This window comes from Paenibacillus amylolyticus, assembly GCF_036894225.1.
Classification (GTDB): Bacteria; Bacillota; Bacilli; order Paenibacillales; family Paenibacillaceae; genus Paenibacillus; species Paenibacillus amylolyticus.
On record NZ_CP145892.1, the window covers coordinates 6,254,560 to 6,280,127 of the forward strand.

Annotated in this window: 20 protein-coding genes; 2 read left to right on the top strand and 18 right to left on the bottom strand. The window is 47.6% G+C overall.

Translation table 11 applies throughout. From position 1 onward, the window contains the following. Positions 1-26: 26 nt before the first annotated feature. From V6668_RS27605 to prfA, 7 genes are all read right to left on the bottom strand, one after another. Complete coding sequence (locus V6668_RS27605; protein WP_076209792.1) at positions 27-587, bottom strand: manganese efflux pump MntP family protein; 561 nt, start codon at positions 585-587, stop codon at positions 27-29. 176 nt (positions 588-763) lie between these two features. After that, positions 764-1,963, bottom strand: a complete 1,200-nt coding sequence (locus tag V6668_RS27610; protein WP_370739106.1) for an L-threonylcarbamoyladenylate synthase — start codon at positions 1,961-1,963, stop codon at positions 764-766. Positions 1,964-2,394: 431 nt separating this feature from the next. Further along, complete coding sequence (gene spoIIR / locus V6668_RS27615; RefSeq protein ID WP_338707174.1) at positions 2,395-3,054, bottom strand: stage II sporulation protein R; 660 nt, start codon at positions 3,052-3,054, stop codon at positions 2,395-2,397. Positions 3,055-3,310: 256 nt separating this feature from the next. Then, a complete protein-coding gene (locus tag V6668_RS27620; RefSeq protein ID WP_338707175.1) occupies positions 3,311-4,531 on the bottom strand; it encodes an FtsW/RodA/SpoVE family cell cycle protein in 1,221 nt (406 codons plus the stop codon). 265 nt (positions 4,532-4,796) lie between these two features. Beyond that, positions 4,797-6,017 carry an FtsW/RodA/SpoVE family cell cycle protein gene (locus V6668_RS27625; RefSeq protein WP_076319224.1) on the bottom strand — a complete coding sequence of 407 codons (1,221 nt, stop codon included), beginning with the start codon at positions 6,015-6,017 and terminating at the stop codon, positions 4,797-4,799. Positions 6,018-6,102: 85 nt separating this feature from the next. Further along, the gene (gene prmC, locus V6668_RS27630) at positions 6,103-6,987 is read right to left on the bottom strand and encodes a peptide chain release factor N(5)-glutamine methyltransferase (RefSeq protein ID WP_083669852.1); all 885 of its coding nucleotides are present in this window, start codon (positions 6,985-6,987) and stop codon (positions 6,103-6,105) included. 24 nt (positions 6,988-7,011) lie between these two features. Next, complete coding sequence (gene prfA, locus V6668_RS27635) at positions 7,012-8,079, bottom strand: peptide chain release factor 1 (RefSeq protein WP_076319226.1); 1,068 nt, start codon at positions 8,077-8,079, stop codon at positions 7,012-7,014. Positions 8,080-8,600: 521 nt separating this feature from the next. On the opposite strand from prfA, the gene V6668_RS27640 reads away from it, so the two are divergent. Further along, positions 8,601-9,455, top strand: coding sequence for a carbon-nitrogen hydrolase family protein (locus V6668_RS27640; RefSeq protein ID WP_076319227.1), 855 nt, complete (start codon positions 8,601-8,603; stop codon positions 9,453-9,455). 139 nt (positions 9,456-9,594) lie between these two features. Here the strand turns inward: V6668_RS27640 and ychF are convergent, their stop codons facing one another. After that, positions 9,595-10,695 (bottom strand): redox-regulated ATPase YchF, encoded by a 1,101-nt coding sequence (gene ychF, locus V6668_RS27645; protein ID WP_017691917.1) that lies wholly within the window; start codon positions 10,693-10,695, stop codon positions 9,595-9,597. 192 nt (positions 10,696-10,887) lie between these two features. Further along, positions 10,888-11,358 carry a GNAT family N-acetyltransferase gene (locus tag V6668_RS27650; protein WP_036612595.1) on the bottom strand — a complete coding sequence of 157 codons (471 nt, stop codon included), beginning with the start codon at positions 11,356-11,358 and terminating at the stop codon, positions 10,888-10,890. 213 nt (positions 11,359-11,571) lie between these two features. On the opposite strand from V6668_RS27650, the gene V6668_RS27655 reads away from it, so the two are divergent. Beyond that, a complete protein-coding gene (locus tag V6668_RS27655; RefSeq protein WP_036612598.1) occupies positions 11,572-12,006 on the top strand; it encodes a hypothetical protein in 435 nt (144 codons plus the stop codon). 128 nt (positions 12,007-12,134) lie between these two features. On the opposite strand, the gene V6668_RS27660 is transcribed toward V6668_RS27655, so the two are convergent. The 9 genes from V6668_RS27660 to V6668_RS27700 all read right to left on the bottom strand — a co-directional run bounded on the left by V6668_RS27660 (position 12,135) and on the right by V6668_RS27700 (position 25,381). Further along, entirely contained in the window at positions 12,135-15,383 is a 3,249-nt protein-coding gene (locus tag V6668_RS27660) for an S-layer homology domain-containing protein (RefSeq protein ID WP_076319228.1), read from the bottom strand. Between the two features lie 589 nt (positions 15,384-15,972). After that, a complete protein-coding gene (gene fni, locus V6668_RS27665; RefSeq protein ID WP_338707177.1) occupies positions 15,973-17,040 on the bottom strand; it encodes a type 2 isopentenyl-diphosphate Delta-isomerase in 1,068 nt (355 codons plus the stop codon). A 336-nt stretch (positions 17,041-17,376) separates the two neighbouring features. Further along, on the bottom strand, positions 17,377-18,858 hold the full coding sequence (locus tag V6668_RS27670) for a phytoene desaturase family protein (protein ID WP_338707178.1): 1,482 nt from the start codon (positions 18,856-18,858) through the stop codon (positions 17,377-17,379). Continuing rightward, positions 18,855-20,003, bottom strand: a complete 1,149-nt coding sequence (locus tag V6668_RS27675) for a glycosyltransferase family 2 protein (RefSeq protein ID WP_338707179.1) — start codon at positions 20,001-20,003, stop codon at positions 18,855-18,857. Before V6668_RS27675 ends, V6668_RS27670 begins: the two co-directional genes overlap by 4 nt. 1 nt (position 20,004) lies before the next feature. Continuing rightward, a complete protein-coding gene (locus V6668_RS27680) occupies positions 20,005-20,766 on the bottom strand; it encodes a lysophospholipid acyltransferase family protein (RefSeq protein ID WP_076328725.1) in 762 nt (253 codons plus the stop codon). After that, entirely contained in the window at positions 20,735-21,502 is a 768-nt protein-coding gene (locus tag V6668_RS27685) for a carotenoid biosynthesis protein (protein ID WP_076319232.1), read from the bottom strand. The genes V6668_RS27680 and V6668_RS27685 overlap by 32 nt, the downstream gene beginning before the upstream one ends. Next, positions 21,502-22,374, bottom strand: coding sequence for a phytoene/squalene synthase family protein (locus tag V6668_RS27690; RefSeq protein WP_036612612.1), 873 nt, complete (start codon positions 22,372-22,374; stop codon positions 21,502-21,504). Before V6668_RS27690 ends, V6668_RS27685 begins: the two co-directional genes overlap by 1 nt. Continuing rightward, complete coding sequence (locus tag V6668_RS27695; protein ID WP_338707180.1) at positions 22,371-23,834, bottom strand: phytoene desaturase family protein; 1,464 nt, start codon at positions 23,832-23,834, stop codon at positions 22,371-22,373. The genes V6668_RS27690 and V6668_RS27695 overlap by 4 nt, the downstream gene beginning before the upstream one ends. Then, the gene (locus tag V6668_RS27700) at positions 23,831-25,381 is read right to left on the bottom strand and encodes a phytoene desaturase family protein (protein WP_338707181.1); all 1,551 of its coding nucleotides are present in this window, start codon (positions 25,379-25,381) and stop codon (positions 23,831-23,833) included. The genes V6668_RS27695 and V6668_RS27700 overlap by 4 nt, the downstream gene beginning before the upstream one ends. Positions 25,382-25,568: the final 187 nt, after the last annotated feature.

Genomic DNA, 25,568 nt, shown 5'->3' on the forward strand with positions numbered 1-25,568 from the left:
AATGATATGATATCTCAAGTTTTATTCTAAAATATAAACAAAAGTCCAAACGCAAGCAAGATTGCGCCACCAATTGCTTCGCCGTAATCCCCGAGATTCTGGCTCACCCGACGGCCTAATAGCAGACCCATAACCGACATCACCCCGCCACACACACCGAAAGCAAGTACAGTTAAGATCAGATCACTGCTGAACATCCCTAAGGATACGCCAACGGAGAATGAATCCACACTTACGCTGAGGGAGAACAAAACAACGCCGAGCAGGGAACGGTGGTCCACCAGCTTTGTATCGCCTTCACGGAATGCATTCAGAATCATATGAGCACCCAGCAAAACAAGCAATCCACCTGCCGCATACGTCGTAATGTCACCGAGCAGGGAGCTGACGTATTTGCCCATATACATGCCGATGAGGGGCATGATGATATGAAATAGAGCCGTTACAATACTGATTCGCAATACATCCCGCAGCCGAATGCCCTTCATGCCAATTCCGATCCCGAGTGAGAACGCATCGAGGCCAAGCGCAATAGCCATGATCAAAATGGTTACCAACTGCCCCACATGGGCAGACACATCCCACATCCCCATACCCCCAAGTCACGTAAAGGTTCTTGTACACGATATGCGGACAAGGACCTAAACATGACCGATGAAAGGCAAACGGGGACGGATCTCTGGTCAGATGCCGGCTTTATAGAATCTTGATTTTGTTTTGGAAAAAGAGTGAGCAGCTCTCCTGACTGTATGATCAGGAGAGGTTATGAGGGTTGCTGGTTGCCAACTTGTATGAGTTGGTTCCCCGCAGCCTTGAGCATCCGATTCATGACGGCTGCTCCCAGCCCTTCGCGTGAGCAGGCTTCAGCCACAATATATGTGGCGCCTTGCTCATCGCAACTGCGCAGCGCGGCGTATAGCCGGCGCGCTGCTTCTTCCAGCTCGCTGGCGTCACCCAGCGAGAACACGGCATCGGCGCGGTACTGCTCCGCGTGCTCGGCGAACGCCAGCACAGCGGTGCGCTCTCCGCGCTGCGCCGCCTCTGCGAGGGCGGCGCTGATCCAGGCCGCCACCGCTGCGGGCGGCCCCTCTACCACGCACAGCGCCCCTGCGGGTGCGTAGTGCGTGTACTTCATGCCCGGCGAGCGCGGCGCCGGGCTGCCCACGCCATCGGCCCCCTCCGCGAGTAGCGCGGGGTCCGTGGCGACACGGGCGGCAACGGCGGACAGTTGTTCCGCCGTAATGCCGCCAGGGCGCAGGATGGTGACGGTACCGTCGTCACCGACCTGCACAACCGTGGACTCGACGCCCACCCCGGTGGGGCCGCCGTCCACAATGCCGCCGATGCGGCCATCCAGATCCTCGCGTACATGAGACGCGAGTGTCGGGCTTGGCCGCCCGGAGCGGTTGGCGCTTGGCGCAGCCACAGGGCATGCCGCCGCCGCGATCAACTGCAAGGCCACCGGATGGTCCGGCATGCGCACGGCCACCGTGTCCAGACCGGCGGTGACACGCGGGGATACCGCACCCGGCCTAACCGGCAGCACCAGCGTCAGTGGTCCTGGCCAGAAGGCCGCCATCAGCGCTTCCGCCGTTTCATTCACTTCCGTGACCAGCGTATCCAACTGGTCACGGTGCGCGATATGCACAATCAGTGGATTGTCGGAAGGTCGGCCTTTAGCGACAAATACAGCCTCCACGGCTGCTGTGCTACGCGCATCAGCACCCAAGCCATAGACCGTCTCGGTCGGAAAGGCCACCGTCTGACCTTGACGAATGCAGGCTGCGGCAGCCTGCAAGTCGGCGAGCGCCTGTTGATCGGCGCTCCCCTTTTTCACATCCAACATTTCAATATTACCCAATCCGTGATCGTTCTCAGCGCTCACCAAGACGCGTACATCCCACATCTCAGTGACCAGCTCTCCCGGAGCTTTCGTATCACGGTCTTCTCTACCATCCCTCATCTCAGAGGTGTGTTGCACTGGTTCGTTTTCTCTGCTCATATATCATCATTCCTAAACTTCAAGTAGGTTAGTTCATATCCATATTCAATATAAGAGGTTGTTCAAAAAGTACGCTTTTGATTACGATAGATGCCTAGCGGCATCATCAACGTCGAATATGAAATTCAGCCGAAATAAGCGGTAGGCTTACGAAGTATTTTTCCGAAGAAAACATTTTGGTTGCTCACGTAATTTTCCTACGCTCCGCTACTCCATTCCATCTTCTTGGTACTGAAAAACCAGACTTTTTGAACACGCACTATAAGTAATTATAACATACCTGTCCCAACTCGGATGCCCTTCATACATCGCTCGGAATTTCACCACTAATTCATATCAAAAGGGCAGCTTCCTGAATCGAAGTCGCCCTCTACTATTTTATAAATACGTTGTTATGCGAACAATCCAGTTACCCAACTCCACAGTTTCACAGCCATATCCCACAGAAAGAATCTCGCTTCCGGTGTGTCTCCCTGCACAGATGCCTCTACATCTCTTGGTTCAGCCGCTGCGGCTGATACGGTTGAAGTTTTCGCCAGTGCATCCCCGGTCCCTGCATCAATGAAACACAACGGCGGGAACAACACACACCACCAGTTCTGACCTTTGCCTTCGCCCAGCGTGATCCGAACCGCTTCATAATCTCCGGCAGGATAGACGGTACCCCCATACAGCTTGGTCGGGAACGGAACGGAACCCAGCTCCACCTGATACTCATAATTTAAACCGCGACTGGCCAACTCTTCTCCTACTCTATTCTCAATCTCGGACAAATGCTCACGAATAACCTTGCGCGCTTCATCCAGACTTTGCGGATTCTCCAGTTCGGCTACCCACTCGCCCATCTGAGCAACGACAGCATCCCGAATCTCGCGTTTCACCAATTGATCTCCCGGTGCATCCGAGTTTGCTAGAATACGCAAGCGAATCGATTGTTCTGGAATTGCTGTGGCCGCCACAGCTGCATCCGTTTTCTGACCTTCCCACATCATGATAATCAACATAAGACATACAATAATAAGTCCAATTTGCTTTACAATTCTTCTGCTCATTCCGTTCTCCCCCTCGGCTCTCTGATCACGCTACCTGCAACTCTCTCATGTCTATCAGTATGCCCGGTAGAGACGGAAGTAAACCTAGCATTTGCAATAAATCTACTAAATCGTTTCTATGATTTACACTTTCTCACCCATCATGTTAAAAAGGCTGATCCGCACCTGGTTACAGGGCAAATCAACCTCTTCATTCCTATAAACGATCACGTTATACGTCTCACCGCTTTACTTTTCACCTACACCGACTCAACAGTTACACAGCACTTTTCTCTTTCTTGAGCATATTCCATAAACGTTCCGACAACCGGGGTTGCTGCTCTCCCATCAGAAGTTCATCCTCCTCTTCTTGCCCGTACAACTTAATGCTCATGACTACACCGATGCAAGCCATATTAATAAGCAAAGAGGTGCCGCCGTAACTGATGAACGGTAACGTAATACCTGTGAGTGGCATCAGTCCGAGGAACGCCCCCACGTTCTCAAACACCTGATACAACAACATTCCGATAATACCTACAATGATGACGGGTCCCGCGCGATCTCTGCATGCCAGAGCAATCAGCACCATGCGGTGGATCAGGATAAAGTACAACAGAATCAGTACGGATGCACCAACAAACCCAAACTCCTCTGCGATCACGACAAAAATGGAATCAGAATACGTATAGGGGACTCGTCCACTCTGAACGGATGTTCCTTGCAAATAACCTTTGCCGATGATGCCCCCTGAACCGATGGCTAAACCTGCATTTTTTGTATGCCAGGAAGCTTTGGAGGTAGCTTTTTCCGGTACAAGCCAGGGATCAATCCGCTCTGCCCAATGCTCACGTTTTATCTTCTCAAGAAAAGTGAATACTTCATCATGGTAGAAGGTATAGGCTTTAACAAAACCAAAGAACGCCACTCCCACAATTGCCAGTGCAATCAATGCGTGCTTCAGCCTCATATTCCCGATCCAGAATACCGCAGCCAAAATTACTACATACCCCAGCGCATTCCCCAAATCATTCTGAGCCATAACAAGGGCAAACGGAATAAACGTCCAACAGCCAATCGGCACAATATCTCTCCAAAATTTCAGCGTGCCTCGTTGTCTCTTCACGATCAAATGGGCGAGGAACAAAATCAGAATCATCTTGAACAACTCTGCCGGTTGAAAAGAAAAGTTTTCGCCAAGCTTCAGCCAACCGTTGGCGTTATTGATTGAACTTCCCAGGACATTGGCCAGGATCAGTAGTATGATCCCCAAGCCATACAAATAAAACGCATATTTCACGTATAACTTGTAATTCACAAGCCCGATCACAAGCACCGCAATGAACCCGGCCACATAGAAATACATCGTTTTGACATGATGATTCGCCAGGTTGGCATCTGTCTGCGTTCCGCTATAAATCGCAAATACACTAATAATCATGAGCAACAGCATTACAAAAAGAATCACACCGTCCATCTTTTTCAACATTCTCAACATGACGCTGTCCATCCCCCTGAAATCTAGCATTCTATCATTTCCAATTGAACTCAATATTACCATTGTATAAAAATGGATGATAAAATGGAAATCTGGATGCTTCAGGATGACTATTAAACCATTCAATGGCCCGACTCACACTCTAAAAACAATAAAAACCCCAAAACATCCACCCATTGTAACTTGGGTTGGTCTGTTCCAGGGTTTAATAGTTATATCGTTATTTACGCTTATACACATATATCTTACGTTCTGTTCACGAGAGTTATTGCTCTTGCTGCGACTGCTTCCGTCTGAACAACTTCATGACCATCTCAGTGATACTGAGTTGTTCTGACGAACCCAGGATATCTTCATTTTCTTCCGTATGAACTTTAATACTCATGACAACACCCATACTAAGCATGTTGAGCACAAGAGAGGTACCGCCGAAACTGATAAATGGAAGTGTGATCCCTGTTAATGGCATCAGACCGATAAACGGACCAATATTAACAAAAATCTGATAGAGAAGCATCGAAATAATACCTACAATCAGGTACGGCCCAGCCCGATCTTTGCACTCCAGTGCGATCAACACCAGCCTGTGAATCAGAATAAAGTAGAGCAGTAACAATACCGATGCTCCAACAAAACCGAATTCTTCACCAATCTGCACAAAGATGGAATCCGCATATGCGAGCGGTACTCGATTGGACTGGATTGTCGTACCTTCGAGATACCCCTTACCACTGATTCCTCCGGAACCGATGGCTAACTTGGCATTATAGGTCTGCCACAATACATCTCTGGATGTCTGTTCTGGCACGAGCCAAGGGTCAAACCGCTCAGCCCAGTGAGCACGTCCAATATCTTTGAGGAAATTGGCAACTTCATCATGATAATGAATATAGGCCTGTGTTCCACCAATAAAGGCAGCAACAGCAATCACGAAACCAATCAGTGCATGGCTGAATTTCACATTGCCAATCCACAACAGACCGACAAGAATGACTACATAACTCAAAGCATTCCCCAAGTCATTTTGAAGCAGAACCAACAACAAAGGAGGCAAAACGCACAGTGCGATCGGAATGACATCACGCCCGAAGAATAAGGGTCTGTTTTTCTTTCTCGCAAGCAGAGCAGACAGGAAAACGATTAAACACAACTTAAATAATTCCGCAGGCTGCAAACTCAGGCCAAATATGGATAACCAGCCTTGGGCTCCATAATACGTAACACCGAAAAAGTTAACGATAACGAGTAGCAGTAAGCCCACACCGTAGATATATAAATAGTTTTTGATGATCACTTTATAGTTAATCATGGACATTCCGAAGAATACGATGAAACCTATAATATAGAAAATCCCTGCCTTTTGAGGGTAGGATTCCCATCTCGGACGACCAAACGTTGTACTGTAAATCGATAAAATACTGATACCCATCAGAATAACGAGTATAAAGACAATAGAATAGTCTATCTTTTTAAATTTGTGCAGCATGTAATTATGTTCCCCCAAGCATTCAGAAATCTTCGGTATATCTCATTGTAGAGGATTTCACGGCAAAAAGAAAACCCGCGGAACCTTACATTTTCGTCACCTGTTCCGAAGTACGAACACCCAGGACATGCCGCTCGATTCCGGCAAGGTCCGGTACAATGATAATTTCCGGCCAATGTCCCGCCGTTTCAAGCAAAGCTGCGATGTCGCGAGCCTGCCCTTGGCCCAGCTCAAAACCAATGATCTGCGGCGGCGCAGGCAACAGCGCCAACTGCTCCAGCATGATACGGTACGGTGCAAGCCCGTCCGGACCGCCGTCCAGTGCCATGCGCGGTTCATGATCGCGCACCTCTTGTTGCAACCCGGCGATATCAGCCGCCGGGATGTATGGCGGGTTGGACACCAGGATGTCCACCCGTGCCCCGGCGAACGGGGCCAGCAGATCGCCTTCACGGAAGTCGATCTGTACCCCGTTCGCGGCCGCGTTCCGCGCGGCCACTTGCAGGGCAGCCGCCGAGAGATCCCCGGCGCCAACCCGCCAGCGCGGGCGCAGTGAAGCCATCGTCACCGCGATGGCGCCACTGCCCGTGCCGATATCGACGGCGAGCGGAGCGCCGTCGGGAAACACGCGGTCGGCTTCGCGTAGCACAGCCTCGACCAACAGCTCGGTCTCCGGCCGTGGAATCAGCACGGCCGGCGTGACCTCGAACGGCAGCCCATAAAATTCCTGGCTGCCGATAATGTATTGCGCCGGCTCACCCGCAGCCTTGCGCGTGACGGCGTCCTCCCAGCGGCTGCGATGATCGCTGGGAAAAGGCTCCGGCTGCATCATGTAGTACTGGGCGCCATAGACGCCGAGTACATGTTCCAACAGCAGCCGGGCATTGTTTTGCGGCTCGTACACGCCGCACTTCTCCAAAAAAGAGGAAGCCTCCACGAAGGCTTCCCGACAGCTCTGTTCCGGCGTCATGACAAACTGCGCGCGGGTCACAGATTATTCTCCTCTATCCATCAACTCGGTCTGCTGAGCAATTGTCAGTGCAGACAAGATATCTTCAATCTCCCCGTTCATGATCTGATCCAGCTTGTGCATCGTCAGGCCGATACGGTGATCCGTCACACGGCTTTGCGGGAAGTTGTACGTACGAATACGCTCACTGCGGTCGCCCGTTCCCACTTTGCTCTTCCGCTCAACAGAGATCTTTGCTTCCTCTTCCATACGTTTCATATCGAAGATACGTGTACGCAGAACCTGCAACGCTTTTTCCTTGTTGGAGTTCTGTGATTTTCCATCCTGACATGTCGCCACGATTCCCGTTGGAACGTGTGTTACCCGTACTGCGGATTTCGTGGTATTAACCGATTGTCCACCTGCACCACTGGAACAGAACGTATCAACACGGATGTCTTTGTCATGAATTTCAATATCAAAATCTTCGGCTTCAGGCATAACCGCAACCGTTGAAGTTGACGTATGAATACGTCCGCCTGACTCAGTTGTTGGAATACGCTGCACACGGTGTGCGCCGCTTTCGTATTTCATTTTGCTATAAGCGCCGCGTCCGTTGATCAGGAAAACAACCTCTTTGAACCCACCGAGATCATTTGTGTTAACGTCCATCAGCTCTACACGCCAGCCTTGTGCATCTGCATAACGTGTGTACATCCGATACAGATCTGCTGCAAACAACGCTGCCTCATCTCCACCAGCTGCTCCGCGAATCTCAACAATAACGTTTTTGTCGTCATTCGGATCTTTTGGCAGCATGAGTACACGAATCAATTCGTCCAGTTCCTTCTGGCGAGTGCTTAGTTCGTCAATTTCCATTTTGACCATTTCACGCATCTCATCATCCAGTTTCTCACCCTGCATTTCCTTGGCGGCATCCAGATCCTCACTTACCTGTTTGTACTCATTGTACGCTTCATAAGTCGGTTGCAGATCAGATTGTTCTTTGGAATATTCCCGCAACTTTTTGTTGTCACTTGCCACATCCGGGTCACACAAAAGCTCACTCAACTTGTCATAACGGTCGGCTAACGCCTGTAATTTATCCAACATGTATAGTCACCTCACACATTATTTTGTCCATGCAAATATCGTTTTTAATAATTATTTCGGTTTCATTATTCATAACATCTATAATCTATATTCCACAACGCACAGGATTCTCACCGAATCCCCTGACCGCAGCATGTATTCACATTCCTGTATGATCGACGTATAACATCGCTACAACGTCATCAAATCCTTTACTTTTAAAGTGAAATCAAGAAATCGCGTACCCTGTATGAAACTCGCTTAAGCTCATCTGTTCAAGCGCGAATTTTAACGTGGTATACGACTCTTAATTATAGCATATTCTTATGGTTCTGAATAGTAACTGTTCCGCATGCGGATGAACTAATTTTTATAATTCAATTTTCTCAACTTTCACTCGTTGTCATTCCGCTGATGGATTCGCCTACCGAGAATGTTTGTAACAAATAGATCATTCAAGTTTATTTCTGATGTTGTAAAATATATACAAGGGCTCTATAATTCATAGTTTTGATATTTTAGTTTAGGAGGGAATGGATGCTATGAACTTAACACCAGCTGTTTTTCCAACAGAAAAATTAAAGATTGCTTTGGCACAATGTTCTTCGATCGACGGAAATATTGAAGAGAACGTTAATAGGGCTTATGAGATGATTGAAGAAGCTGGAAAAGAGCACGCCGATATTATCATGTTTCCAGAAAAATATCTGACGGGATATGTGCCAGAAATCGTAGAATCCAATGTAACTGAATATACACTCTCCATTAATGATGCGAGGATTGATAAGTTGCGTCAAGCATGCAAAAAGTACGGCATTTGGTCAATCATCGGAACCCCTGTAATAAGAGGCGAGGATGTGTTCATCTCTTCAGTTATAATAGATTCCAATGGACATGAAGTGGGTGTTTATGACAAGTCTCATTTATTTCAAACGGAGAAAGAAATGTTCTCAACCAATAATGAGCAGGTCATCATTAAATTAAAGGGCTGGAATATTGGGATGGCCATCTGTTATGACGCAGGTTTCCCTGAACATTCTCGTCTTTTAGCACAAAATGGCTGTCATTTATATATGAGTAGCTCTCTTTTTAGTAAAGGAATGGGGTACAAAGAGTCACGAGTATGGTTTCCTGCCCGCGCTCTGGATAATACGATATTTACAGCGATGTGTAATCACGTTGGAACAACCGGAGTCTGGGATACGTGTGGACATAGCGGTGTATGGAACCCTCTAGGTGATAATATAATTGATGCCTCGCAAGACAACGTTGAGTTGCTCATAGCTGAATTAGACCCCGATCTTCTTAATCAAGCTAGAAATGGCGAAAGAATGCTTGCGGATTCGTTTGATATAAATAAAGAACACTATTCTTTCAAGACTATTGTTGGTAACTAAGCAAACCTCGTATGAATTGAGCGTACATAAGTACATTACGATTGAGGTGGCCCCTTACATCGATACTAAAAACCCTACAATCTTCACAAGAAGATCGTAGGGTTTTGGTTATTGAATCTAAATATAAACGAGTAACAACTTATACGTTGAAACGGAAGTGCATAACGTCGCCGTCATTTACAACGTACTCTTTACCTTCAAGACGAAGTTGTCCGCGCTCTTTGGCACCGTTCATGGAACCCGCTGCAACCAGATCGTCGTAGGAAACCACTTCTGCACGGATGAATCCACGTTCGAAGTCGGTGTGAATGACACCCGCTGCGCCAGGCGCTTTGGTACCTTTGCGGATTGTCCACGCACGAACTTCCTGTACACCTGCTGTGAAGTATGTGTACAGACCGAGCAATTTGTAAGCCGCTTTGATCAACAGGTTCAGACCGGAATCCTCGATACCGAGTTCTTCCAGGAACATTTGTTTATCTTCGCCTTCCAGCTCAGAAATCTCTTCTTCAACCTTCGCACTGATCGGCACCACTTCTGCGTTCTCAGCAGCTGCGAATTCTCTTACTTTTTGCACGTAAGCATTGTTCGCCACGTCGCCGATTTCGTCCTCAGCTACATTGGCTGCGTACAGAACAGGCTTCAAGGTAAGCAAGTGCAGATCGCGCACGATCAGAAGCTCATCATCCGTAAGTTCCATGCTGCGTGCCGGCTTGTCATCGTACAGAACAGCCTTCACTCTCTCCAATACTTCTACTTCTTGAGAGGCAGTCTTGTTGCCGCCCTTCATGTTTTTCTTGGAGCGATCGATTTTCTTCTCAACACTCTCGATATCGGCCAGGATCAGCTCCAGATTGATCGTCTGGATGTCGCTCACCGGGTCAATTTTACCGTCGACGTGTGTGATGTTCTCATCTACAAAGCAACGTACCACGTGTACAATTGCATCTACTTCACGAATGTGAGCAAGGAACTTGTTACCAAGACCTTCGCCTTTGCTCGCACCGCGAACAAGACCAGCGATATCTACAAACTCAAACGCCGTTGGTACTGTTTTCTTAGGTACAACGAGTTCTGTCAGTTTGTCCAGACGCTCATCCGGTACTTCAACAATCCCCACGTTAGGGTCAATTGTACAGAACGGATAGTTTGCCGATTCGGCACCTGCTTGTGTAATTGCGTTAAACAATGTAGATTTACCAACGTTAGGCAAACCCACGATTCCAGCTTTCAAAGCCATGTATATGACAACTCCTCATTGATTACTTGTTCGGTATGGATAATCCTATACATTATATATGACAAACCTCAAGGCATCAAGGAACTTCGCCAATTCGACCAGAGTCCCATACGCTTCCCGAAATCCCCGGTTACTGCGGATAATTCGTTTTGCGCAGATCTTAAGTTTTGCCTAGAATATCCGCTATTAGGTTTACCCTTTTATTTCCTTGTACATGGTTAGATCCGTTACCTCATATCCCATCTTGCGATATAGGCTGCTCGCCCGCACATTATGTCCAAAGACATGCAAACCAATGCGATCCACGCCAAGACTCAAGGCCGTCTGTTCAAGCGCCTGCATTGTCTCTGTTCCGTATCCCTTACCACGGTGCACTTCTTCAACCACGATATCCAGCAAAAAAGCATCTTTTCCACGACGATTATCCGTGATATTAAACCAGATATACCCTACATTTCCGTCCACAGGATGCACCAGATTGTAGAGATATGCTCCGGGTGTGTTCAAGCCTTCTGGCAGATAACGTTCATAAGATTCCTCCGCCAGTCGCTGCGCCTCTTCCTCAGCCCAGGTACCCGCTTCTACTTTTTCCTGTGCAAAATCCTTAATCGATCGAATGCAAAAACTCGAATAATCTTCCTGATTCATTGGAGAAAGTTCCATGTTGTTTACCTCCTTATTTCGAGTGATCTTAATTATGTATCATCTCTGTGCAGTCCTTTTTGCACTACTAGTATCTTATTGTATCCTGTTCTTCCGCTTAGCGCATAAAGTTATTCTGACGATTCGGTTTTCAATTTTCATATTTATCCATTTTAATCAAAACTTTTGATCTCATCCCATCGTTTATACCTCATAGGAAAGGAGTGGATCTTATTGAACACACGTCGCCGATTCTCCAAAAAGAAAATGATTATCTTATCCGCTATCATACTCGGAATCGCCATAGTCGCTTTTATGAGCTTTCTGAATGCAATGGATCCCTTTCGCCACTTAAGAATCACGATCCACAATCAGTCCGACTATGACCTCACCCATATTCAGGCCAGCCTGGTTCAAGGCGACAACTCGTTTAACAACAACGAGAGTGGCTCCACCTACATATTCGACAAGGATATTCCCAGCGGAGCAAACGTGAAATTCGCCCCGCAACTGAAACGTTCCGGGGAGGGGGTCGTCTCCTTGGCGTTCACGGACAGTCGCGGAAAAACCTATAACAAAACGGTTTGCGGTTATACGGAATACTTGTCCGGCAATTCCTACGTCACTGTAACCAATGAGAATGTCACCGTGAAAGAAGAATGTATGTAAAAGGTAGATCAGTCAATCATCAAATAAACATGCAATCTCCCTTTAGGAAGATTGCATGTTAGGGTCCTATTTTATTTCAACATCGTTTATCACCGTTAAAAGTTAGTAAAAAGAACTTTACGGGCCTTTTACTTCTTGCTATGCAATAGGTTATAGATTATCATTGCAGCCTCCTGTCGGGTTAGCTGCTTTTTAGGCATAAACTTCCGATCGGGGTATCCTTTCATAACAGATTCTTGAGTTACAAGACTGATACTATTTCTAGCCCAATTGGAGATCATTTGGTTGTCATCGTAAAGTGTGAATGATGATAATACATAACCTTGTTTTTTCATTACGTTCTCAATCATACTTGATGCTTCTTCTCTCGTAACGTCCACATTCGGTCTAAGCGAACCATCACTGAATCCTTTAAGTATACCTTGTTGTAATGCAGGAGTTATCTCCGAATAGTACCAAGAGTTAGATTGAACATCGTTGAATTCATTAATATAAGGAACCACAGAATTATATCCAAGGGCTCGTTTTAAGAAGATTGCAAATTCGGCTCTCGTCACTTTTTGATGTCCACCAAACGAACCATCGGAATAGCCTTTGACAATTCCCTTCTGTGCCAAGTAGATAATAGCCTCCTTCGCATAACTCTTTTCTATATCTCTAAAAGTAACACTTGCTGGATTTTTCACTTCTCCATTTGAACCCACAACTTGAGTATCAATTGTAATGCTGTCGTTTTTCCCCGTAACCGCACTAGGGAAAGGGATATTATTAACATTATGGTAAGGAGGAATAGGATAATTATATCCATATACCGTTGCACCACTTCCATCTGCTGGAGTTGTTACAGCAACCGTCTGCTTGCCAATGACCTCTTCTGATCCATCAGGTCTGACACGAACAGCGATGACATTATACTCATAATATTTATTTCGTTCGACGCCCACTTCACTAAACTGCAACTTACCGTTCACAGCAGTCACCATACCCTCATCACGTGTTTCTCCAGTGGCAGTATTCAAATACGTCTTACGATAAACACCGTTTCCTAGAGGTTCGTACTTCGTTTGTGGATTACGTTCAACGTAATGAACTGCTCCTTCAATAGGTTGATATTCAAAGGCAATCGTTGCGTTCGAGGCATTCATTGGAGCCACATTCATTGGTTGAGGTATGCCCGCCGTCTGCACTTCGATTGTACTAGATTCAACCTTTCCGTATTTGTTACTCGCTACAACCCGATAGGTATATGTTCTTCCTGGCTGGAGCGTGTACGCTATCATCGTATTTGAATGACCTGACCATACTTTACTCACTTGATCCTGGTAAATCTCATAATGGGTTGCTCCCTCCACCAGATTCCATTGTAGGTCCACTCTATTATCGTACACTCGATTGACTCTTATGTTAATTTGGCCTTTCGGTGCCTCGTCCTCAGTCAATTTAGGAATTTTCACACTTTTAACTGCAGCTGAACCTTCGTTGTCTCCGTCCCTGCCAAACACTTTATAGATGTATGTGGTGTCAGGTGTTACATTTACATCCTCGTATAAAGTTGACTTGGTTACCGCCAAAGGCTGATCATTACGGGTGATCACATACTCTACTGCATGGTCTACCTTGCTCCACGTAAGTCTAACTTTGGTGGAATCCAGCGCTTCAGCTCGGAAATCTGGTGGATATGTAATAAAATTTCTAATTCCGATTGTAAATTTCGCTTCTTCACTGTAAACATCGCCTTTGCGAGCTACTAATGTATACTTAGTGATCGAATTAAAATTCACACCTTCATGCACATATTCTAAAAGCGGACCCTCATATAGAATTTCAGAACCACTCTTGAGAATATATTGTTCAGCACCTTCCACTGCATGCCACTGCAACCGAATCGCATTATTACCCACAGCACTCGACTGGGAGTATCTAGGACTATCTAGTTTCGTGATCACAGGTTCCCCATCAGCTAGCGTCGGAATAACGTAAGGATCTTCAGGAGTCCCCTGTCCTTTAAATTCCACATTATTTTTTAAGAAGGCTTTATATTTGAAGTTTTGTACCGCGCTGCCTGCTGCAACAGAGTTTATATGATTATTTGGGAATGCATCAGATCCAGTGGCTATCTCCGTAAAAATAGGCCCCTTATTACCATGTTTTGCATTTTCATATGTATTAGGATTAGCCAAAGCCAGACTGGATATCATCTGATTCGGACGATTAGGATCATTTAGAACAACCCCTGTATATTTCTCTAAATCCTCCTTGGTAACGATCCCTACAGGAGATGAATAGCCATGAACGTACTCCCCTGTATCAAACGCATTGACATTCCACCATAGCGTGTTAAAAGGAGACTGCTTGTCTTCTTTAATTTTATTTAGTTCATAGCCCACACTATCTGCGAACTTGGAATACAGGTCTACTCTCCATCTAGCACTATCACCTTGTGTATCAATGTATTTAGAAACGGTATTCTGAGAGATTAAGGTTTGATTATCCACGAGGTACCATTTACCGTATTGCTTAAGATCAACGACTGATCCAAACCCCGCCTTGGAAACTCCTAAAGTATAAGCATCCTTTGCAGGAGGCGTAATAATAAACTCGACTGAGTCTTGAGTGGAGTCTGTAGAATTCGTCCAAGCTAACTTGATCACATTTTTCTCACCTTGTTTCAAACCATTAATGAGAGCACTTGAGCTGGATTGGCTGTTCAGATCAGTATTTTTCACGTCATTGACGTACACCTCAGCCAGTACATTGGCATCTTGCTTGTAAAACAGACTGATCGCATTGCCATTCACAAGCCCCCAGTTTACATAAGCGAAGCCACCATTAACAATCTCTAATCCACCTGAAATTTTCCCCGTAAAATCAATTCTACCCGCATCATCGTAGATTGGCGCAGGTCCCTTCAATCTAACGAAGAGTAACTCTTGTTCTCCGTATTTTTCCCCGTCATAAGCGAGAACTCCGATCCTATATGTTTCATCTGGTGCAACTCTTGTTATTGTGTACGTTCTTATATTTTTATCCATAGCAACTTCTCGATTGACAGTAACAGCATATTTAGTTGCTCCGGGAACTTCATCCCAAGACACCGTTATGGAGTTTTCCGTTGTCGTTACCGTTACGTTAGGTTTCGGCAAATATGACGTAGTAATAGTGTCACTTATTGTTTCAATTGATGCAGACGTATTAGTCGTGTTGGTATTATACGAGTCTATAAAGTTATCACTCGACTTGGAAGACTCCGTAGTTATTTTATCTGTACGAGGCTCATAATTTGCATGAGCTACTTCTGTCCCTGCTCCTGAAATCAGTAGATTAACCAACAATAAATTAATAACTAGCATGAAAATTAATACGTTCTTGAACTTCATGTTATGTATCACCTCTTAGAAATTATCGTAAATCAATCCATCCATCCTTCCCTTAGTTGTAAGTGAGTCTTTTTGCCTAGAAAAGGCATTAAAAACCATTCCTTAAGACTCATCAATCATAATGTGTAATGTATTAACAAACAATAAAAAATTTTACTCTGAATTAAATCTTCATCTTGTTATACATTACAAAAAAGCATGCCGTTGATTATCGACATGCTAAAAGTAATACATCAATATTAATCAATTGACTTGTCGCACTTCAAAGTTGAAGTGCCAAGTCCATTCAATGAACATTTCCACGTTTTCCTCACAGTCTAACGAACCCAAGAGACACTATTCAGCATTTTTCCTGCGTTTTGAAAATCTAACGAACTATAGACTCGTTATTTACTCTTTCTTTAGCGTCATCCGCTGCAAATCGCAGTTTTCTAACCCATTAGCGTGTGTGAGATTCGTTAGATTCCCAACTAACGCCTATATTGCCAAATAAGGTGTTGCAGGTTCGTTAGCGGAAGTTGCTCCATCGGGCCCAGCGCATACTCTCACAAGTCAAAACTGTTCAGCAAGACTTCACCTCTGGTTTTATCTAACGCCGTTCCACCAGACGTGTTGTCTGCTTCAAATCCTCAATCTGACCTGCACCAATGCCAAACATGACAGTACGCAGTTCAAACTCAACCTGTTCCAGCCGCTCATTCAGCGCATCATCGGAAGCTACTGCGGATTCGAGCAGAGATCGACCGAAACCAGCGAGATCCGCACCGAGCGCGAGGGCTTTGGCCGCATCCACGCCAGTGTACAGTCCACCGCTGCCAATCAGGGCACCAGTAGGATTCAGCGCTCGTACTTCCTGAATACACTCCGCTGTGGGAATACCCCAGTCGGCAAAAGCTTCAGCTGCTGCCCGGCGTACCGGGTTATTGTTGCGGTACTTCTCTACCTGCACCCAGCTTGTACCTCCGGCCCCGGCTACATCGATAAACGCGACACCTGCTTCATACAGGCGTTGAGCCGTCACGCCATCGATGCCAAAACCTACTTCTTTTACGCCAACAGGTACGTCTAGCTCACGACACAAGTTTTCAATCCGCTGAAATAATCCGCTGAAGTTGGTGTTACCTTCCGGCTGGAAAACTTCCTGCAACGTGTTCAGGTGAAGGACGAGCATGTCCGCACCCGCAATATCTACGGCGCGCTGGAAGTCAGCCGTGATAAAGCCATAGTTCAGCTGCACCGCGCCAAGGTTGGCAATGACCGGGATGTCCGGTGCCCAGCGCCGCACATCGAAGGTACTCGCCAGTTCCGGCTGTTCCACGGCAGCCCGGATCGAACCTACGCCGAGCGCCCAGCCTCTGGCGTTTGCTACTCGGGCGAGGCGCTCATTGATCGCGCCCGTTGTTTTGCTTCCACCCGTCATCGAACTGATGAGCAAGGGTGTACGTACTTTTTTGCCAATAAACGAAGTCTCCAGATGCACCTCTTCAAAATCCAGTTCCGGCAGTGGGTGATGGCGAAACGCATACCGCTCCATACCGCTGGTTACCCCTTCTCCTGCCACATTCTCCTCAAGACAGAGGCGCACGTGCTCTAGCTTCCGTTCTCCCGTAGCCACTTCGGGAAGCAGCCGTTCGCCGGCTCGCTCTTGTTCATTCATGATGAGACCTCCTATGTGAGAATCGTGCGGATCGACAGGATAACCTGCCCGTTCCTTACTTCTATGTATATACGTCTTTTGCAAAAGACAAAAACATTAATCCTATAAGCATTGCAGCTCAGCAGTTTAACTCTATCCAGTATAACGTTCCAAACCCTCTAATGAAAGGATGCCCCGACACCAAATGTCTCACTTAAATCCCGGAGCACCACTATTTTATACCTACGCAAAAGCACGGATCATCTTTCGCATCTTCAAAGCTCTGGTTAGCGCGGACGACGCACATAGGTGTGGATCAACAGAATGCACTTCCACTCCATCATCCGAACAACGAACTTATCTCAAAATTTCCGATGCCAATTGCTCACCAACAAGCTGTCCGGACAATGTCACTATCGGGGTTCCGCCGCCTGGATGTGTCGTTCCGCCGACGTACCAGAGTCCTTGTACATCTTTGCTTCGGTTGCCTGGTCGCATAAAGGTCTGCTTCACCGAGTTGGACGAGATGCCGTAGATCGACCCTTGATGCGCCAAGGTATCCCGTTCGATATCTTGCGGTGTGTACCGGATCAGCACATCGGATTCATTCAACCCGGTAATTCCCCGCGTTGCCAATTGTTCCAGCACAAACGCTCCGTAACGTTCCGTCTGTTGCTCCCAATTCCATGAATTCGACAAATAGGGGGCATTGACTAGAATGAATAGGTTACTGGCTCCCACCGGGGCCATGCCTGCTTCCGAATAACCGGAGTAACAGATGTAGATCGTGGGATCAGCCGGCATTTTACGTTCACGAAAAATTTGGTCAAACTCCGGTTCATAACGTTCCGGGAAGAAAACCGTATGGTGCAGCAGCGCATCATATTGTCTTCGCACACCTGCCAGCGTTACAAATCCCGAAATAGATGGCTCATACTTCCGTATGCGGGCATCGCTCATTTCTTTCCGATGTTCCGGTGCGAGCAGCAGTCGATTTATGCTAAGTACATCTCCATTGGCAACCACCTGATCGGCTTCTCGGAAGCCTTGATCCGTGTCTACACCTGCCACTTTGCCATTCCGAACAACAATCTGCCGGACCTCTGTGCCGGTAATGATCTGTACACCTTTTTCCCGAGCCAGCCGGGTCATACCTTCGATCAGTTGATAGGTTCCACCTTTGACCCCGTAGATGCCCACCTCTGCTTCCACATGACCCATCATGGCAAAGATGGAAGGCGATTGATACGGCGATGATCCCACATAGGTCGCGTACCGTCCGAACATAGCGAGCGTATGCGGATGTTGGAAATACGAGCGTAGCAGCTTATCCAGCTTCACCGTTGGCCGCACGCGGAGCAAGCTGCGCAGCATTTGGAGATTGTATTTGTCAGAAGGAGACAGCAACAACTTACCCAGAAAATGACGATTGGCTTCCGCATACAGTGCAGCAGACTCATCCATAAACGCATCATAACGAGCTGCATCCTCCAGACTGTACGCTGCAATCTGCTCCTTCATCCACCCACGATTACCTGACAAATCTACCACTGTGCCATCTGCGAAAATATTACGTGTGCGCGGCTCTAACTCATATAACTGTACGTAATCTTCCATTGCTACACCCGCATGGTCGAAGACTGAACGAAAGGTCGATGGCATCGTGATTGTGCTCGGTCCACAGTCAAAATGATACCCGTCCCGCTCAATCTGCTGTAGCTTGCCACCTACGTGTTGCTGCCGTTCCAGAATCGTTACCTGCACACCTTGTGAAGCCAGTCGTATCGCACACGACAGACCTCCAAATCCTGCACCGATAATAATGACGTTACCTCTCAACTGTACCGCCTACCTTTCCATACATACCCCTTGCCGGAGCGGCCTGCCTGCCAAGAAGCAAGTCCGATGGCAATGACACAGGCCATGCTGACCGGTTGCAGAAGGGCAAGCCACCAGGGTTGTCCGCCAGCATGATCCGCTACTCTTTTCACAGCCATACCTAATAAAGTTCCTATTAATCCATACAGAATGGACACCGAACTACCCGTCATGAGTCCAATAATCAAGCCCAGCGGAGGCACAATATACATTAGCGTATACATTAACATCGTACCCAGAAGTAGCACGTCTTTGCGCCCCATACCTTCGTACATATTTTTCTTGTATCCATTCCATACTTCTGCACCGTTCTGATACATGCGGGTATTTGTTACATCATGCACATCTGTCAGCATCACCGGATGACCTGCACGCTTGACTGCTTTGGCGAGACTCATGTCATCCACCAGATGTGCCTGAATGGCAGCATGACCACCGGAAGCCTCGTAACTGGAGCGATGAATCAGCAAAAAAGCCCCCGTAGCGGCCACAAACATCGGACTGGATGATCTGCGTATCATGAAAATGGGCAGATGACTGATGATGGTGAAGACCATCATGGGTACAACAAGCTTTTCCATCCACGTCTTTGTTACCTGATAAGGAAAACCGGTTACCAGCCCCCCGCTCTGCTCACACCCTGCCGCAAGAGTCTGCCGAATGGCACTTGGCTCCAGACGCACATCCGCATCCACGAACATATACCATTCTCCCTTGGCCTCCTGAACCAGCCTGTGACACGCATGGGATTTCCCCATCCAGCCTTCGGGAAGATCAACGCCATGCAGCAAACGCACACGTGCATCCCGATCCGCAATCGCTTGTACCATGGCCGCTGTCTCATCTTCGGAGCGATCATCCAGCACCAATACTTCCATCTGGAATCCTGATGTATCGCTCGCGAGCACACTCTCCAGACATCCTTCGATATGTAGTCTTTCATTTCTGGCTGGAATCAGCACCGAGACCAGCAGGTCTGGTGGTTGTATTCGGTCTGCTCGGAATGAACGCACTTTGGGCAGACAGGAGACGTTCCATAGAGCGAACAGCAACTGTATGCCCAATATGCAGGTAAGCACAATCCAGAAGATTTCAGATGCATTCATGCTAACGGTTCACCCGCTTTCGTGCCGCATCGTATTTTTCACTTGTCGAACGTACATGACGAATCAGTGGAATCGCATCTGGCAAACTTCCCTGCCCCATCCGTATAAGCTCTGATCTATGATCGTCTAACTGCTGTTCCAGCACATGGCCGAGTCTGGCGGCAATCTCTTCACTCTTCAACGCCTTCCAGTCTTCCATCACAGCCGGGCCCGCCTGCATCGATATTTCCGGTAAATCATGCTGGACCATCCCATGGCACAAGGTTACCGGTACAGCAATGGCATTTGGAGAACGACGAAGTAACAATCCGATGCCTGGACGGAACTGAATTGGTCTGGCCTCCTGATGCAATATTTCTCCTTGGGGAAAAATCCAGACCCTTTTACCTGAATCCAATAATTCACTGGTGTACTGTAGAGAGGTCCGAATACCGGACGCACTCTCCTTATTGATCGAATACGCACCCAATTTACGAAAAAAAGCATATTGCTGAAGCTGTTGCTCCTCCATCATCACATAATGATCACCCCGCGATGTCTGCCTGGCCGCATGATAGAGCAGCAGACCATCCCACCAGGAGCTGTGGTTCATGAAATAGATCACCGGACGAGTCGGTTCAATCGGGGAGTTGTCCCTGATGTCCACCTGCGGGTCCAGTGACCCTGTGAGCGTGAAGGAGCGGAAGCGCCGACGTAGCAGATAATAGTGATTGTATAAGGCAAAAATACGATTAAACGGTTTTGATTTTACGGCGCGAATCATAGAGCCAGCTCCCTTCGGCAAGAAGCACACCAGCAATGGCGATGATAAAGCTGCCCGTAATCCCTTCCTTTAGAGCAAGCAGGCCGAACAGAAGAATAAACAGCTGATACAACCATTTTGCACGGAGCAATGAGCTACGGTCATTAGGCATGGCCGGAAGGAAAAGGGACAAGAATGCACCCATGATAAACCAGCTTATGTAATTGGTCCACGGAACACCGTAGAAACCACCTGTAGCCTGCCACTCCCAGAATCCTCTTGCATGCGCAACAGGGTCGAGCACCAGATCAAGTACAATCGCCCAGAACCCGGTCTTCACTGCTCGAAGCAATTTGCCAGTCCACGTTGAACCACCGCCACTTAACAGCGCCGAGTTACCCACCACTGCGATCCAGGCGAAACCCAGCGTAACTGGCACACTGAACAGATGAATCCCGAAGAAGTCTGAGTAGGCATACTCGCCAAAAGGCCAATGCGTATGAACGCCTACCCACTCTACGCCCATACCTCCAAGCCAGATAATCACAGAGGATATCCAGAGTCCGGGTTTCAGCCAGATGACTGACTGGTCGGACAGGCCTGTCCGATTACGCCCTTGATAGATCAGATCCAGCACATACAATGCGTAGAAGATTAGAAATAAACCATTTGAAAAAGATAATACGTCAGGCACACCGATCGTTAGCATCAAGGTTGCTCCAATGACATACCACGCCCAGTAAAGCCACTGGATCATCAGGATACCGCCGTTCGGGAGGCTTGATAGGCCAGCATCGGGTAACGTTTCACAATCGCACCCAGCATCTCCAGTTTCAATTCATCGCTAACATATGCCCGCTTGGTATATACGTCATAGTCGTTGCGTTCAACGGCGTGTAGAATGGTGGAGTAAAAGGCTGCTGCCAGCTCGATGGAAAACGCACTTTCCGTTGGGTACGTATCCAGACGATCCATGCCAATACGGAACCAGTTCAATGCTGCAGCTTTTAATTCATGAACAATGGCAATAAAACGTTCGTCCACAACCCCGTCTTCAAAGTCCTGCTCGGTGTAACCATGCTTCTCCATGATCTCCAGCGGAACATACCGACGCACTCTGGCCCGATCTTCACCAACATCCCGAATAATATTAACGATCTGCATCCCTTTACCCAAAGCAATCCCGTTCATCGCTACTTCTGCGCCGTTATCATCTCTCAATACAGGCAACAACATCTCGCCTACGGTTCCGGCCACCAGATAACAATAATGCTCCAGTTCCTGCATCGTTGTATAATGCGTTACTTTAAGATCCGTGAGCTGCCCTTCCATCTGACGGAAAAATGGCCCCTTATCCAGATGAGGAAAACTGTTGAACAACCATCTCAGTGCTGGCCAGATAAAATGTCCTTCCGCGTCATCCAACTGATCAAACAAATCATGGATCTCGTGAATCGTATAGGGCGAATGTTCCGGCTCGTCTACACTGTCATCAATCATGCGGCAGAAGGCATAAATGACATATACCGCTTCCCGACGTGGACTTGGCAGCCCTCTAAAGGCCTGATAAAAAGAGGAAGAACCCTTTTGCATCAACTCTTCACACCTGCTCAAAATCGCTTCATTCATGTTCCCATCTCCTTCATGAGTTGATTGACGGCCATCCGTGCACTCTGCATTACAATCGGCACTCCGCCACCTGGATGTACAGATGCTCCTGCGGCATATAATCCCTTTATATTAGGGAATGGTTTGGGTTGCGGTCGGTATACACCAGACTGGAACAACACTGGCGCAATACCGAAGCTTCCGCCCCCATAGAGCCCGTCTCGCTCTGCGTCAGCGGGTGTACGTACCTTTTTCCACTTGATCGCTGCACGAAGTCCCGGGAATCCTCGTTGCTCCGCTTCTTCCAGTACACGTTCTGCCAATGTTTCACTCTCCTGATCCCAGTCGACACCTTCGGCATCTGGTACGGGAATGAGGAAATACAATACACTCTGCCCTTGAGGTGCTGCAGTTTCATCCAATGCGACCGGATTAAATACGTAAAATGAGGACTTTGCCGGAATGCGTCGCTGATTGAACACTTCCTGCAAACTGCCTTCAAGACTCGGTGGCAGGAAGAACTGGTGCGTCGTTGCATCTTCCCAGGTTTTGTCCACGCCCACATAGAGCAATACACATCCGGAAGAGGGACGATACGGTTTTCTTTTACGTGCTACCTCTGGTGATTGCCCAAGCAAACCTGATAGATGGGGGAAATCACCATTGTAGATAACTGCATCCACATTTTCTGCGCCTGCTGCCGTTTCTATACCTTCACACACACCATTTTTAATCTTGAGTCCGGTCACTTCCGAATTCAGCACGACACGCCCACCACGTGATATCAGTTCCTGTTCCAGAATAGCCGGCAATGCTGCATATCCACCTTTGACCATCCAGATGCCATATTCATGCTCTGCGTAAGGCAAAAGGGAATAGATACCTGGCGTTCCAAACGGTGATCCACCGATGTATAAACTTTGCAGAGAGTACGCATCAAGCAATTCCTCGTGCTCAAAATAATCGCCTACCGCTTTCCGGACACTTTTGTGTGCACGCAATCTGCCCATGAGTGACATGAGCGAAGGGGTGAAGAAATCCCTTTTGCGTGGAAAAGCCCTTTCCAGAAAAGCTGCCCGGCCTGCCGGAAACAACGTGTCCATATCTTTCATGAATCGTGTGAATCCCCGGCTCTCTCCCGGGAACAAACGTTCAATCTCCGCCGTCTGCTCTTCACGTGAGGTCATCTTGGTCATGACACGACCACTGTGGTAATGCACTCTGTATAACGGATCACAGCGAAGTAACTCAATCTTCGAACGATCTACGCCTGCCTCCTCCATGATGCCAAGCAACATCTCAGGCAGAAGCACAATCGTCGGCCCCTGATCGATCCGATACTCACCTTCCTGCTCATATCCAATGCGTCCGCCAACGCGAGAACCCCGTTCATACACGGTGACATCCCAGCCTTGACGGTTCAACAACAGTGCCGAAGTGAGTCCGCCAATCCCTGCGCCTACAATAGCGGCCCGCTTCATGAATGCCCTCTGGCTTCTGCCGTCTTCACGTAAGTGGATGGCTTGGAACGTGTTCGTGCGTCCTCTTCCTGAATCAGTCTGACACTGATCCGTGCCGATTCGAAGATCGTGGGCAACCCGCTGCCCGGATGTGTTCCGCCGCCTACCAGCCATACACTTTTCAACTCTTCAAACTGGTTATGGGGACGCAGGTACATCATCTGACCCAGATTGTGTGCCATATTAAACGTTGCTCCGCGATACACATCCAATTCAGTCTCCCAATCGAGTGGAGTGAACAGCATACATTCTTCAATACGGCTGCGTATGTCTGCCAGCTCAGGAATGCCTTCCATGCGTTTCATCATGGCCTCCTGCACATTCTCCCGTTCTGCCTCCCAATCAATGTCTGCGGTGAGGTTAGGCGTAGGCATAAGAACATACAAAGCAGATTTCCCTTCCGGTGCCAGCGTCGAATCAAGTCTGGAAGGGTTATGAATATATAGAGATGGATCGGCTGATAACATTTTGTGCTTTGTGATCTCATCAACGTTTAACCGGTAGTCCTCGGGAAAATAGATCGAGTGATGCGGCAGATCCACATCACCATCCACGCCCAGATACAGCATTGCTGTAGAGCAGGAATACTTTTTGCGTTTCATTTTCTCCGGGGTATATTTCTTAAGCACGCCTGGTTCAAACAGATGGTTCACGGCATGTGCAAAGTCGGCGTTCACCACCACATGGTCCGCATCGATGCGTTCACCGTTCTCAAGCAACACACCTTCTGCACGACCATTGCGAACGATGACCTGTTTTACCGGAGTGGAAGTATGTATGCGTCCTCCGTGTTCTTCCACGACATCGGCCATGGCTTGGAAGATCCGATTCACGCCGCCAATGGGGTGGAACAATCCGTAGTGATGCTCAATAAACGATAATATGGTAAAGGTGCCCGGACAATCCCAGGCAGACATGCCAAGGTATTTGGATTGAAATGTAAATGCCCAGCGCAGACGCTCGTCTGTAAAATAGCGGGACAAGATCCCGTAGACCGTATTGTGGACATCAAGCTTAGGTAGAGCTGTTACCGCATCCTTGCGTAGATAGTCAGTCAACTTGCCAAAAGGACGACGGAGCAGAGGCATGACTTTGCCAAACTTCACTTCTTCTTCTTGCATGAACCGAAGGTAATTGTCTTCATTGCCCGGGAACAATTCCTTAATCTGTGCAGCTGTATCTTCCCGATTACGAGAAGGCTTGAACACCTTGTCACCAAAGTTCAGTGCGTACAGTGGGGTTAGCTCTTTCATATCCACATAATCGGATAATTTGCGTCCCACCACATCGAACATCTCTTCGATCAGCTGTGGCATCATCAAAAATGTAGCACCGCGGTCGAATCGATATTCACCCAGTTCCAATCTGGCAGAACGCCCCCCGATGACTGGCTGTTTCTCATACACATCTACCTCGTACCCCTGACCGGACAATAACATCGCTGCTGCAAGTCCACCCGGACCTGCACCAATGACAGCTGCACGTTTGCGTTGTTGATTCGGTATCATGCCACTCACCTTTCTATGTAGGGAATTCCTATAGTTCTCTAGCCCTAACCTATTATTAAACCGCCCAAGAACACTTTAAGCGGTAACTAGCAAAAACATTATACAAATATAATACAAATATTATACGAGCTTGTAAACCAAAAAATGACCCGTCGGTCAAAATACCTGGTAATCCATTTGTAAACAC